General features: G+C 69.4%; 12 protein-coding genes. 8 read left to right on the top strand and 4 right to left on the bottom strand.

The window, feature by feature from the left end:
- Nucleotides 1-283 precede the first annotated feature (283 nt).
- The 4 genes from ACWEOW_RS00005 to ACWEOW_RS00020 form a co-directional block, all read right to left on the bottom strand.
- On the bottom strand, nt 284-3,067 hold the full coding sequence (locus ACWEOW_RS00005; protein WP_452267089.1) for a helix-turn-helix transcriptional regulator: 2,784 nt from the start codon (nt 3,065-3,067) through the stop codon (nt 284-286).
- Between the two features lie 81 nt (nt 3,068-3,148).
- Nucleotides 3,149-3,388 carry a hypothetical protein gene (locus ACWEOW_RS00010; RefSeq protein ID WP_452267090.1) on the bottom strand — a complete coding sequence of 80 codons (240 nt, stop codon included), beginning with the start codon at nt 3,386-3,388 and terminating at the stop codon, nt 3,149-3,151.
- Between the two features lie 217 nt (nt 3,389-3,605).
- Complete coding sequence (locus ACWEOW_RS00015; protein WP_452267091.1) at nt 3,606-4,364, bottom strand: SDR family NAD(P)-dependent oxidoreductase; 759 nt, start codon at nt 4,362-4,364, stop codon at nt 3,606-3,608.
- Between the two features lie 31 nt (nt 4,365-4,395).
- The gene (locus tag ACWEOW_RS00020; protein ID WP_452267092.1) at nt 4,396-5,250 is read right to left on the bottom strand and encodes a fumarylacetoacetate hydrolase family protein; all 855 of its coding nucleotides are present in this window, start codon (nt 5,248-5,250) and stop codon (nt 4,396-4,398) included.
- Nucleotides 5,251-5,407: 157 nt separating this feature from the next.
- On the opposite strand from ACWEOW_RS00020, the gene ACWEOW_RS00025 reads away from it, so the two are divergent.
- From ACWEOW_RS00025 to ACWEOW_RS00060, 8 genes are all read left to right on the top strand, one after another.
- Nucleotides 5,408-6,694 (top strand): enolase C-terminal domain-like protein, encoded by a 1,287-nt coding sequence (locus tag ACWEOW_RS00025; RefSeq protein ID WP_452267093.1) that lies wholly within the window; start codon nt 5,408-5,410, stop codon nt 6,692-6,694.
- A 20-nt stretch (nt 6,695-6,714) separates the two neighbouring features.
- Entirely contained in the window at nt 6,715-7,692 is a 978-nt protein-coding gene (locus ACWEOW_RS00030; protein ID WP_452267094.1) for an aldo/keto reductase, read from the top strand.
- Complete coding sequence (locus tag ACWEOW_RS00035; protein WP_452267095.1) at nt 7,689-8,546, top strand: amidohydrolase family protein; 858 nt, start codon at nt 7,689-7,691, stop codon at nt 8,544-8,546. Before ACWEOW_RS00030 ends, ACWEOW_RS00035 begins: the two co-directional genes overlap by 4 nt.
- Nucleotides 8,547-8,593: 47 nt before the next feature.
- Nucleotides 8,594-9,025: an RbsD/FucU family protein gene (locus ACWEOW_RS00040; RefSeq protein ID WP_452267096.1), complete on the top strand. Its 432-nt coding sequence runs from the start codon at nt 8,594-8,596 to the stop codon at nt 9,023-9,025.
- Complete coding sequence (locus tag ACWEOW_RS00045; protein ID WP_452267097.1) at nt 9,022-10,596, top strand: sugar ABC transporter ATP-binding protein; 1,575 nt, start codon at nt 9,022-9,024, stop codon at nt 10,594-10,596. Before ACWEOW_RS00040 ends, ACWEOW_RS00045 begins: the two co-directional genes overlap by 4 nt.
- A gap of 89 nt (nt 10,597-10,685) precedes the next feature.
- Entirely contained in the window at nt 10,686-11,696 is a 1,011-nt protein-coding gene (locus ACWEOW_RS00050) for an ABC transporter permease (protein WP_452267098.1), read from the top strand.
- 69 nt (nt 11,697-11,765) lie between these two features.
- Nucleotides 11,766-12,761, top strand: a complete 996-nt coding sequence (locus tag ACWEOW_RS00055) for a substrate-binding domain-containing protein (RefSeq protein ID WP_452267099.1) — start codon at nt 11,766-11,768, stop codon at nt 12,759-12,761.
- A gap of 107 nt (nt 12,762-12,868) precedes the next feature.
- Nucleotides 12,869-13,561, top strand: a complete 693-nt coding sequence (locus ACWEOW_RS00060) for a FadR/GntR family transcriptional regulator (protein WP_452267100.1) — start codon at nt 12,869-12,871, stop codon at nt 13,559-13,561.
- Nucleotides 13,562-13,578: the final 17 nt, after the last annotated feature.

The raw sequence follows: 13,578 nt of genomic DNA on the forward strand, positions 1-13,578 counted from the left end.
ACACCGACCTGACCAACGGCGCCCTGCTGTGCGGCCGACACCACACCCTCGTGCACCAACGCAACCTCACCGCCACCACCACCCCCACCAGCATCACCTGGCACCTCTAGCTACACCGCCCCACACCCCGCCACAGCGCCGGCGGGGTTGTCGGGATGCCCTTGCTCAGCAACCGCGCGGAGTCCGTGCCACGCTGCCCGTGCCGAGCGTCAGACCGTCGCCCGTCGAGCGATTGCCGCCGCCTGGCCGCGGTTGGCGACGCCGAGCTTGGCCAGGATGCTGCTCACGTGCAGCGCGGCCGTCTTCTCGCTGATGAGAGCGCTTTCGCGATCGCATGGTTCGTCGCCCCCTCGGCGAGCAGCCCGAGCACCTCCGTTTCGCGAGGAGTGAGGCGGTCCAGCGGGCTCGGCGGCCGGTCCGGCGCGGCGGGCAGCGGGACCCGGTGTCGTCGCGCCTCGGCGATGGCCTGGTCCGCGAACCAGCGTGCGCCCATGGGCTCGGCCGACCGCCAGACCGATAGAAGCTGCTCCTTGCCGGCGTCGCGCTCCCCGTGGCGCAGCTGCTCCCGCGCCAGCTCGAGCTGGGGGCGCAGGGCGAAGAACGCACCGAACGGCTTGGCGACGACCACGGCTCGCGCCCATTCCTCGACCGCTGGTCGATGGTCTAAGCGAGCGGCATACGCCTCGGCCATGGCGAACTGTGCGCCATACACGGATCGGTCCCACTCTTCGGTGAGGCCGCGCCGGGCAACCCCCAAGGCGTCAGCTCCGGTCTGCGCCAGCCCGTCGGGTGTCGCGTGTCCGGTGGTGGCCGCTGCACAGAGCGCCTGCAGCGCGCACCGGGCCTGGATCGCCGCCCTCACGGGCGCCTCCGTCTCTGCGTGGGCCAGCAGCACCTGAGCGGCATCGAGCTCGCGAGCCACGTCCCCGAGCTGCTCGAACAAATCCACCCGGCGCAGGGCGTTGTCTTGCCCGTAGACGCTAGGCAGGATGTCTGCCTCGATGCTGCGTTCCTCCATAGCCAGGGCGGGCTCGTGATCGCCAAGGGTTACTAGCAGCTTCACCTCCGCCGCCCGGCGCCGGCTCTCGTGGAATCCGCGCTGGATGAGTTCGTCGAGGCGTTGCCTCGCCTCGTCGAGCCGCCCTTGCCAGATGAGGGCCGTCAGCTCTACCTCTCCGTTGAAATTGGCGACAAAAGCAAGTCCTTCGCGGAGCGCGGCTGCCTCGCCCTGTCGGGCCAGGGCGCATCCCTCGTCCAACCGGCCGGCGCAGATCAGCTCCCGGGCGAGCTCTCCCTGCGCCGCGAGCGCGTACCCCGGAGCCGCAGCGTGCTCGGCCAACGCGACAGCGACCTTCGTCGCTGCACGGGCCGCCGAGAGCCGACCGAGCTCATTCAGTGCCACGGCCGCCGTGAATCGAAGATGGTGCTCGGCCAGCGGCGACCCAACCCGGTGGGCGATCGTGGTGCCCTTCTCGGCCGCCTTCAACGCTTGCTCGAACTCGTGCCGGCGGACGTGGAGTGTGGCCTTCGTCGACCAGGCCTTCGCCAGCTCCTGGCTCGGTTCGTCGGATGCCAGGGCGATGGCGCGATCGCTGGCCGCCCGGCTCTCGATCAGCCCGTCGCGGTCGCGCCAGTCTCTCGCGAAGATCGTGAGGACGCGACTCGCCGCGAGCGGGTCGGTCACGTGATCGAGCCGGTCCCTCGCTTCCCGCAGGAGCCGCCCGATGCGCTCGCCATCCTCTATGGCGTTGAGGGACTCGGCCGCGAGGGCGGCCAGTTCCGCGTCCGCAAAGCCTGCGAGCTCGGCGGCGTTCGGCACTGATGGCCACAGTACGAGCGCTGTCTCGAGGTGGTCGGCCGCTTCGGGTGCGCCGTGCTGCTTGGCAGCAAGTCCGGCCTTGACGTGAGCGCTCAAGGCGGTGCCGGCGTCGTCGGAAGCCTCGGCGTGTACGGCGAGCGCCGCATTGGCTCGCCACCGCGCGGCCGCCGATCCCACCTGAGCACGCTCGCGCAAGACGTCGACGTATTCCCGGTGCAGGGCGACCCTTTCGCTGGGCAGCAGGTCTTCCTCGACGGCGTCGCGGATGAGGGCGTGCCGAAACTCGAACAGGTCACCGTGGCGGGTGAAGACGCCGGCCGTGAGCGCCTCGTGGACAAGGGCCTCGAAGGTCGCAGCGTCCAGGCCGGAGGCCTCGCGCAACAGGTCGATGTCAATCACCCCGCCGCCGACGGACGCCAGGCGCACGATTGCCGCGGCCGGCGCCGACAGCGCCGTGACGTGCCGGACGAGCAGGTCGTGCAGCGAGGCCGGGACGGTCTCGCCGATGGTCTTCATGATCTCCTCCGCGTAGAGCGGATTGCCTCCCGACCGCTTGAACACCGACGCCAGGTCGGCCTTGCCGAGCATCCGATCGAGTCGTCGCTCGGCCAATAGGGCTACCCCGGCCGCATCGAGAGGGGCCAGGTCGAGCCGCACGGCACCCGGGGAGAGGGCAATCTCGGAGAGCGCGGGCCGGCCGGGGTGATCCCCGACCAGGTCGTCGCTCCTCGCGGTGACCACGAGGAGTACGGGAGCCCGGCTGGTACGGACAAGTGACAACGCGTAGTCCCTGGTCGAGCGGTCGGACCAGTGCAGGTCCTCGATGACCAGCACCAGCCCCCGGTCGATGGCGAGCGCCGAGGTGGCACCAAGGAGGCGTTCACGAGCCTCGCCCCGAATCACGTCGTCGTCCGAGAGCCATCGCGCCGCGGGCGGCAACGGCCTGCCGACCCGCGTCATCGCCGCGACGACCTGACGCAGCGCCTCCTTGACCGGCGCGAACGGGGTCCCCGTGGCCAGATCGAGGCAGTGTCCCTCGCCCGTCGACAGACCGAGACCCTCGGCGACGGCCAGGATGGCCCGGACCAGCGTCGTCTTGCCGACGCCAGCGTCCCCGACGACAAGCAGGGCGCGGGCCTGCGGCAGAGCCCCCGGGTCGGCGTCGGCACCCATTGGATCGAGCAACGCCTCGGCGGTGGCGAGCTCGGACTCGCGTCCGATCGGAGTCTCGATCCCGGATGCGCTCATCCGCATCCCTCCCGGCGGCCGCGCTGTCGATCCTCCAGCCTAGGACGATCGACAGCGCGGCTTGTGGGATACGGCCAGGACTCAGATGGTCCAGCCCTGCCGGTTGTGATGCAGGATCACGGTGATCTCACTGTGGATGCGGTTCTTCTCGGCCACGCTCGCCGTGCGGTGGGCAGCCACGAGGTCGGCAAGGGCCGCGTCCCGCCCGGTCGCACTGTGTCGCGGCGGCGGGTCGGGTGCCGGTTGGGCCGCTGCGAGCGCGGGGGTCCCGGCCATCAGTGCGCCGGCGATCACGGTGATCGCCATGGTGCGACGGTTCATGATCTCTCCTGAAATCGTGGTGCCGGCTCCCTGCCGGCGTCTTCCACGATCCGGGCGAGCACCCGGGCACCACATCAGGCCTTCTACCAGTCCTGAGCCCGTGAACTACCTAGGGTCACGACTGTCCAGCAGGCCGCGGTTCGGTCAACCTCCAGCCGACCTCCACCTGTCACCCCCGCCCCACACCCGCCCCCGGCGGGGCACGGACCTACGCCCGTCAGGACCGAGGGCGTGGCACGAGGTTGTCCATGCCGCCGTCGACGGCGAGGCAGACCCCGTTCGTCGAGCCCGACCTCGGCGACGCCAGGTACGCAACGGCACCTGCGACCTCCTCGGCCGACACGAGACGACCATGCGGCTGGCGTGCGTTGAGAGCCGCGCGCTCTGCAGCCGGGTCCTCCGCCTTGTCCAGAAGCCGTGCGACCCACGGCGTGTCGGCCGTGCCGGGGGCGACCGCGTTGACGCGGATGCCCTCCTGTAGATGATCGGTCGCCATGGCTCGCGTGAGTGCGTGCACTGCGCCCTTGCTGGCCGAGTAGAGCGCCCGCTGGGGCAGGCCCTGGGTCGCCGCGATGGAGCCGGTGTTGACGACGGCCGCGCTGTTCGAGACGAGCAGATACGGGAGGGCGGCGCGCGTCACGCGCACGATGCCGACGACGTTGACATCCCACACTCGATGCCACTCGTCGTCCGGGTTGTCGCCGACGGCGCCCTGGGCTCCGATCCCCGCGTTGTTGACGACGACATCGAGCCGTCCGAAACGTCCGACGACCGCCTCGACGGCAGCGCGCACGGAGTCGTCGTCGCCGACGTCGCAGCGCGCGACCGCAACCGTGTCGGTCTCGGTCACGCCGGTCGGATCAAGGTCGAGGATGCCGACCCGCGCACCACGGTCGACGAGCTCGGCGACCACCGCTGCGCCGATGCCCGACGCGCCGCCCGTGACGACGGCAACCAATCCATCGAAGTCCTTCATGCTGCTCCTTTGAAGTGAGACTGCTTGCGGCTCAGACGAACTGCTGACGGGACCGGCCCAGTCCGTCGATCTCGATCTCGCACACGTCGCCTGCCGCGAGATAGGGGAACCGGCCCGACAGCCCGACGCCTTCCGGCGTCCCGGTGAGCACCAGGTCGCCGGCCTCGAGCACGAGGAACTGGCTCAGGTGATGCACGATCGTCGCGACGTCGAAGATCATGTCAGCTGTCGAGGAGTCCTGGCGCGGCGAGCCGTTGACCCAGCTGCGCAACCGGAGGTCCTGGTGGTCGACCTCGTCGGGCGTGACGAGCCAGGGGCCGGTCGGGCTGAAGCCGGCGCAGCACTTGCCCTTGCTCCACTGGCCGCCGGACACGGCGAGCTGGAAATGGCGCTCCGAGATGTCGTTGGCGGCGACAAAGCCGGCCACATGCGTGAGTGCTTCCTCGGGCGAGTCGAGGTAGGAGGTCCTGCGCCCGATGACGACACCGAGCTCCACCTCCCAGTCGGTCTTCGTGCTGCCCCGTGGGATCGCCACATCGTCGTCCGGCCCGACGACCGTGTTGGGCAGCTTGAGGAACAACACGGGCTGCTCCGGCGGCAGCGACCCGGACTCGGCGGCATGGGCGGCATAGTTCATGCCGATACAGAGCACGGCACCCGGCCGCCCGATCGGGGCGCCTCGCCGCACCCCGTCGATGTCCAGCGGCGCGAGGTCGGCCTGGGCACCTGCGAGGTGCTCGAGTCCGTCGTGAGCGAAGAACGCCGGACCGAAGTCGTCCGCCAGCTCCGGGTGCGCGGCCAGCGCGGGACGGGCGTCCCTCCAGAGGAGGTCGTGCAGCACCGCGGGGATCTCCGCGCCGATGGGGCCGAACCGGGCAAGTCTCACAACAGACCTCCGACGTCGTTGGGGTGAACTGTGGATGCATGTGGATGACGCATGGGGAGCCGTGCTGGGCAACGGCGCCCCACGACGAAACATTGGCACTTGACGCACCCTAAAGATCGGATGTTTCATAGCGCAAGCCCACTCGACGAGGAGAGACATGAGCCGGTTCATCGCCCTGCAGACTCACGACGTGCGTTTCCCGACGTCGCTCATGCTGGACGGGTCCGACGCGATGAACCCCGACCCTGACTACTCCGCGGCATACGTCCGGCTCGTGACCGACGCCGACGACGGCCTCGAAGGCCACGGCTTCGTCTTCACGATCGGCCGGGGCAACGACATCCAGGTCGCCGCGATCGAGACGCTGCGCGAGTACCTCGTCGGCCAGGATGCCGAGCCGCTGCTCGACGACATGGGGGCCACGTCCCGGCGCTTCGTCCACGACTCCCAGCTGCGCTGGCTCGGCCCGGAGAAGGGCGTCATGCACATGGCCATCGGCGCCGTGCTCAACGCGCTGTGGGACCTCAAGGCCAAGCGCGCCGGGCTGCCCCTGTGGCAGCTGCTCGGGACGATGACCCCAGAGCAGATCGTCGACTGCGTCGACTTCCGCTACCTCACCGACGCACTCACCCGGGACGAGGCCATCGCCATCCTGCGGGCGGCAGAGCCCGGGCGGGCCGACCGCACCGCGCGGCTGCTGGAGCGCGGGTACCCGGCATACACCACCACCCCCGGCTGGCTCGGATACGACGACGCAAAGCTGGAGCGGCTCGCCAAAGAGGCTGTCGCACAAGGGTTCTCACAGATCAAGCTCAAGGTTGGCGCGGATCTCGACGACGACCGCCGCCGCCTCGAGATCGCCCGCGCGGCTGTCGGCGACGACATCCGCATCGCCATCGACGCCAACCAGCGCTGGGACGTCCAGGAGGCGATCCGGTGGGTGAGCGCCCTCGACGCGCCTGACATCGCCTGGGTCGAGGAGCCGACCTCCCCGGACGACGTGCTCGGCCACGCCGCGATCGCGAGGGCCCTCGCCCCGATCCCGATCGCGACGGGCGAGCACATGATGAACCGCGTCCTCGCCAAGCAGTTCCTCCAGGCAGACGCCATCCAGGTCCTCCAGATCGACGCGACGCGAGTCGCCGGAGTCAACGAGAACCTCGCCATCCTCCTGCTTGCCGCCAAGTTCGGCGTTCGGGTCTGCCCGCACGCGGGGGGCGTCGGACTCTGCGAGGCCGTGCAGCACCTGTCGATGTTCGACTACGTCGCGATCTCGGGCACGACGGACGGGCGAGTCATCGAGTATGTCGACCACCTGCACGAGCACTTCGTCACGCCGGTGGTCATCCGCGATGGCCACTACCTGGCTCCGACCACCCCGGGAGCCTCCACCGAGATGCACCCTGCGAGCATCTCCGCGTACGAGATCCCTCCACGTTCATGAGCCTGCCGATGAGTCCGCCGATGAGTCTGCCCTCAGGCCTTCCCGTCCAGTCCCTCACCCTCGGCACCGCCACGCTGGGCAACCTCGGCCGCGCGATGAGCGACACGGAGGCTCAGGTCGTGCTCGAGACGGCCTGGGAGTGCGGCATCCGGTCCTTCGACACGGCACCCCACTACGGCCTCGGTCTGGCCGAGCGACGCCTCGGCGCATTCCTGCGAGGTATGCCGCCGGGCGAGGTCCGCGTGTCCACCAAGGTCGGGCGCCTGCTGCGTCCCAACCCCGGCGGGAGCGAGCGCGACCCCGACCTGTTCGACGTGCCCGGTGACCTCACACGGGTCTGGGACTTCAGCGCGCCCGGAGTGCGAGCGTCACTGTCCGAGTCGCTGGACCGGATGGGGCTGGACCACGTGCATACCCTTTACCTGCACGACCCGGAGAAGTCTCCCGACGCCGCAGCTGCCATCGACCTGGGCCTGCGCGCCCTCGAAGAGCTGCGCGACGAACGCGTCGTGACCCGCGTCGGCGTGGGCTCCATGGACGAGTCGGCGCTGCTCGCCGGCGCCTCGCACGAGGTCACGGACGAGCTGATGGTCGCCGGGCGGCATACCCTCATCGACCACACCGCGACTCGGAGCCTGCTCCCCCAGTGCCGCGAGCGCGGCATCGCCGTCGCCGCGACCGCCGTCTACAACTCGGGGCTCCTCGCGACCCGGCGGCCCTCGGGCACGTTCGACTACGCGGCCGCGCCCGCCGACCTCGTGGCCCGGGCCCAGCGACTCGCCGACGTGTGCGAGGCGCACGGCACCGACCTGCCCACGGCCGCGCTGCACTACGCCGCCCTCGACCCCGCGGTCACCTCGGTCGTCTTCGGCGCCCGCACCCCTGACCACGTGCGGGAGAACGTCGAACGGGCCGCCGCCACCCCCGACCCGGCGTTGTGGCAGGCCCTCGCCGCCGAAGGCCTGCTCGGGGAGCGCAGTCACGAGGTGACCACGTGAGCCTCCACGAGCTCCGTCTCGACACCCACCTGCACCTGTGGGACCCCACCCTCGGCGTCTACACGTGGCTCACGCCGGACCACGGACCGCTGTATGCCGCATTCACCCCCGAGCGCGCCGAGGCCGAGCTGCGCTCGGCGCGAGTCGACCGGGCCGTCCTTGTCCAGGCGGCTGACTCCGCTGCCGACACCCGCGCGATGCTGGAGGTCGCGCAGGCCCACGACTGGGTCGCCGGCGTCGTCGGCTGGGTCGACCTCGAGGACCCGGGAGGTGCTGAGGCTGCTCTGGCCGAATGGGCTGCGTCACCGGCATTCTGCGGCATCCGGCAGCTCGTCCACGACGACCCACGTGACAATATGCTTGGCCTAACCAGTGTGCAACAGACACTGAAGATCCTTGCTGCTCAAGGGATCCCGCTCGACGTGCCGGATGCGTTCCCGAGGCAGCTCGAGGGCGCGCGCCAGGCGGCACAGGCTGTCGACGACCTCGTCCTGGTCGTGGACCACCTCGCCAAGCCCCCACGCGGCACCAAAGACCTGGACGCCTGGGAGCGAGCGGTGCGGGAGGTCGCCCAGCACGAGAACGTCGTCGCCAAGGTGTCCGGACTGGAGCTGGCCGGCCAGCCCTGGTCTGCCGATGCAGTTCGCAGCGTCTGGGACATCGCGCTCGACGCCTTCGGGACCTCTCGTCTGATGTTCGGCAGCGACTGGCCGATCACCGTCACCGGATCCGGCTACGCAGGCACCGTGATGGTCCTCGGCGAGCTCATCGGTGAGCTGAGCCCGGACGAGCAGGCGGACCTGTGGTGGCGCACCGGATCACGCACTTACCGACTGGGACTTGATCCCGCCTGACCTTCCAGCGACCTGCACCACTGAACGATTCCAAGGATGTGATCGGATTGCTGCAAGGAGTGAACCCGCTCCTCACCGGGCCCGTGCTGCTCCACCTCGACGCGATGGGGCACTCGGACTCTGTCGCCGTCGTCGACGCACACTTTCCGGCGGCTCGTCTGGGCCGGGTCGTCATCGACCTGCCGGGCACGACCTCACCCGAGGTGCTCGCAGCGGTCCGGTCGGTGCTGCCGCCCGACGACACCCCAGCACTGGACCTGATGACCTCGGCCGACGGCTCGGTGCTCCCGGTGCAGGAGCAGCTCGCGACGGCAGCCGGAGCTGCCCTCGACGACGTGCGGTTCGTCGACCGCTTCGACTACTACGACCTGGTCAAGCGGGCCCAGCTCGTGTTGCGCACGGGCGAGACCCGCGTGTACGGGAACGCTGTCTACCGCAAGGGCCTCGTGACCCAGGCACCGACGGAGGCCGCGCCGTGACCGGCCCGAGCGGCACCAGCCCCGATGTGACAGGCTCCAGCGTGACGGGCCCCGCCGGCAGTGGCCCGGCCGTGCTGCTCGAGCTCGTGGGCGTCAGCAAGGGGTTCCCCGGCGTGCAGGCGCTGCGCGACGTCCATCTCGACCTCCGCCACGGGGAGGTGCTCGCGCTCGTCGGTGAGAACGGCGCGGGCAAGTCGACGCTGATGAAGCTGCTCTCCGGCATCTATGTTCCGGACGCCGGGCGGTTCCGCCTCGGCGGGCAGGAGTTCACACCGGAGAGCCCCAAGCACGCCGAGGATCTCGGGATCAGCATCATCCACCAGGAGTTCAACCTCATGCCCGACCTCACGGTCGCGCAGAACGTGTTCATCGGCCGCGAGCCTCGCCGCGCCGGGTTCTTCACGCGGGACCGCGAGCTGAACGTCGCGGCAGGCGACCTGCTCGACCGCCTGGGCCTGGCCCTCGACCCGAGGGTCCTGGTCGGCTCGCTGACCGTCGCCAAGCAGCAGATGGTCGAGATCGCCAAGGCCCTCTCGCACGACGCCCGGGTCCTCATCATGGACGAGCCGACCGCTGCCCTCAACGATGCCGAGGTCGAGGTGCTGCACGGGCTGATCCGGCGGTTCGTCAGCCCCACGACCGGCGTCATCTACATCTCCCACCGGATGGACGAGCTCAAGGAGATCTCGCAACGCATCACCGTACTGCGCGACGGAAGCTATGTCGGCACGGTCGACACCGCGGGCACGTCGCTCCCCCAGGTCATCTCGATGATGGTCGGACGCACCATCCAGACCGAGGCACGACCCGAGAACGTCCGCGACGACCGTGAGCCGGTGCTCGAGGTGCGCGGGCTGTCGACCAAGTCTCTGCTGCGCGACGTCACCTTCGAGCTGCGACGGGGCGAGATCCTCGGCTTCGCGGGGCTCATGGGCGCCGGCCGGACCGAGGTCGCCCGGGCGCTGGTCGGCGCCGACCCGGTGAGCGCAGGCAGCATCACGCTCCGCGGGGACCAGGTCCAGATCGCCAACCCCGCCAGGGCGGCGGAGCTCGGCATCGGCTACCTCTCCGAAGACCGCAAGCGCCTGGGTCTCATGCTCGAGCAGTCGGTGCAGACCAACATCGCTCTGTCCTCGCTGGCCGACCGGTTCTCCCGCAGAGGGTTCGTCAACGACAAGGCGGTCGCCGCCGCGGCGGCGCAGTCGGTGGCGGGCCTGGCCATCAAGACCCCGTCGACCCGCCAGGCGGTGCGCAACCTCTCCGGCGGCAACCAGCAGAAGGTCGTCATCGCCAAGTGGCTGACCAAGGACTGCGACGTGCTCATCTTCGACGAGCCCACCCGCGGCATCGACGTCGGCGCCAAGGAGGAGATCTACCGCCTCCTGAACGACCTTGCCGCGCAAGGGAAGTCGATCATCATGATCTCTTCCGAGCTGCCCGAGGTGCTGCGCATGGCCCACCGGGTCGTCGTCATGAGCGAGGGCCGCATCACCGGAGAGCTGTCGCACAGCGAGGCGACGCAGGAGCGCGTGATGCACCTGGCCACCCTGCGACCAGACGAGCCAGGCTAGCCAGACGAGCCAGGCCAGCCAGACCAGCCCGACCTCGACCGCACGGTCGACCCGAAACCCGACCACACGGCATACGAGGCAGGACAGCCATGACCACTGACACCACGTCGCAGACGCGCGCCGTGAGCGCGGCACCGACCGGTCCGACCTCCACCCTGCGCGACCGGCTCCAGCAGCTGCTCGCGTTCGCCAGTCTGGTCGTCATCGGCATCTTCTTCTCGGTCGCCAGCCCGACCTTCCTGACCTACGGCAACATCATCAACGTCCTCTTCTCGACCGTCGTGATCGGCCTGCTCGCCCTCGGCACGACGTTCGTCATCATCACCGGCGGCATCGACCTGTCGATCGGCACGGGAATGGCCCTCTGTGCGGTCATGGCTGGCCAGTTCATCGTCAACTGGCACATCCCGTGGCCGGTCGGAGTCCTGCTCACGATCGCCTTCGGCGGGCTCATCGGTCTCGTCAACGGTGTCAACGTCGCCCGACTGGGCCTACCGCCCTTCATCGCAACCCTCGCCATGATGCTCGTCGCGCAGGGCCTGGCCCTGGTGGTCTCGCACAGCGCACCCATCTACTTCAACGACTCCCCGGGCTACCTCCAGCTGTCGACGGGCAACCTCATCCCCGGGGTGAACTTCCCCAACGCCGTCCTCGTGCTCATCATCGCGACCGTCGTCGCCGGCATACTCATCCGCCGCACCATCCTCGGCCGCTACACGTTCGCCATCGGCAGCAACGAGGAGGCGACCGCCCTCTCGGGCATCAACGTCGCGCGGTGGAAGATCGTCATCTACACGCTCGCGGGTCTTTTCACGGGCCTGGCCGGCGTGATGATCTCGGCCCGGCTCGGGTCGGCCCAGCCGGCGACCGGGGCCGGCTACGAGCTGCAGGCCATCGCGGCCGTCGTCATCGGCGGCACGTCGCTCGCGGGCGGCAAGGGGTCGATCGTCGGCACCGTCATCGGCGCCCTCATCATCTCCGTGCTCAACAACGGGCTGCAGCTCATGTCCATCCCCCAGGAATGGCAGAACGTCATCCTCGGGGTCGTCATCCTCGTCGCCGTCTACGCCGATATGGCGCGCAAGCGGGCGGCGACCTGATCTCCGGTGCGAGCCGGAAAACCCACGGCCAGCTGGCCATTCACCACGGTAAGAACCCACCGTAAGTAAGTGAGTACCACCATGCGCAGACGTCATGTCCTGACGGCCGCGGCAGTCTCCGCGCTCGCCCTCGCGCTCGCCGCGTGTGGCCAGAGCACCGGCAGCTCCTCGGGCTCCACCGGCGGTGCCGGCGGCGACAAGCCCTACATCGCCATCGTCTCCAAGGGCTTCCAGCACCAGTTCTGGCAGGCCGTGAAGAAGGGTGCCGAGCAGGAGGCGGCCAAGCAGGGCGCCACCATCACCTTCGAGGGCCCGGCGACCGAGAAGGAGGTCGAGGCACAGATCACGATGCTGACCAACGCCATCGCGAAGAAGCCGGCCGCACTCGGCTTCGCCGCGCTCGACTCCAAGGCGGCCGAAGGCCTTCTGCAGCAGGCGAAGTCGCAGAACATCCCCGTCATCGCCTTCGACTCCGGCGTCGAGTCCGACGTACCCCTGACGACCGCTGCCACCGACAACAAGGCGGCCGCTGCCGAGGCGGCCAAGCACATGTCCGACCTGCTCGGCGGCCAGGGCAAGGTCGCCATGGTCGTCCACGACCAGACGAGCCTCACGGGCCAGCAGCGTCGCGACGGCTTCATCGACTGGATGAAGGCCAACGCTCCCGGCATCACGCTGCTACCCGTCCAGTACGGCGACGGCGACCAGGCGAAGTCCGCCGACATCACCAAGTCGATCATCGCCGCCAACCCGGACGTCAAGGGCATCTACGGCTCCAACGAAGGCTCGGCCATCGGCGTCGTCAAGGGTGTGCAGGAGTCGGGCAAGACCGGCATCACCATCGTCGGCTTCGACTCCGGCAAGGCCCAGATCGACGCGATCAACTCCGGTCTCATGGCCGGCGCCATCACGCAGAACCCGGTCGGCATGGGCGAAGAGCTCGTCAAGGCCGCCATGAAGGCGATCAAGGGCGAAAGCCTCGAGAAGTCGATCGACACGGGCTTCTACTGGTACGACAAGACGAACATCAACGACCCGAAGATCCAGGCCGTCCTCTACCAGTGACCCCCTGAGTAGGGAGCCGGGCGTGTCGCCGCCCCTGAGGCGCGCGCCCGGCTGCCCTACGCTGCAAGCACGTCCCACCCACCCCACAGCGCAGAAGGCTGACTCCCATGGCCGTGACCGATGAGGCGATCACCAAGATCAAGGAGATGATCGTCTCCGGCGACCTGCGACCAGGTGACCGGCTTCCTCGCGAGGCCGACCTCGCGGACCGGCTCGGCCTGTCGCGCAACAGCCTTCGCGAGGCGGTCAAAGCCCTCTCCCTCATCCATGTCCTCGATGTCCGGCAGGGCGACGGGACCTATGTGACGAGCCTGCAGCCGTCGCTGCTCATGGGCGCGATGGAGTTCGTCGTCGACTTCCACCAGGACGACACCGTCCTGCAGTTCCTCGAGGTCCGCCGCATCATCGAGCCGGCCGCGACCGCCATGGCGGCGCTGCGCATGAGCGACGAGGCCATCGTGGCCCTGCGGGCTCAGCTCGCCGCGATCGACGAGGCGCCCTCGATCGACGACCTCGTGGCCGCCGACATGGAGTTCCACCGCACGATCGCCAACGGCTCCGGCAACCCCGTCATCGGCTCCCTGCTGGACAGCCTGACCGGCCCGACGCAGCGGGCGCGGGTATGGCGCGGCCTGACCCAGACCGACGCCGTCGAACGCACCATGGCCGAGCACCACGCCATCGTCGATGCCATCGCGGCCCGCGAGCCCGATGTGGCTCGGTCGTGGTCGACCGTGCACATCGCCGGCATCGAGCTGTGGCTGCGCAAGGCGCTCGGCCGGGGATCCTCGCTCAGCTGAAGATCAGCCGAACTGAG

The sequence above is a fragment of the Monashia sp. NPDC004114 genome, assembly GCF_053603855.1.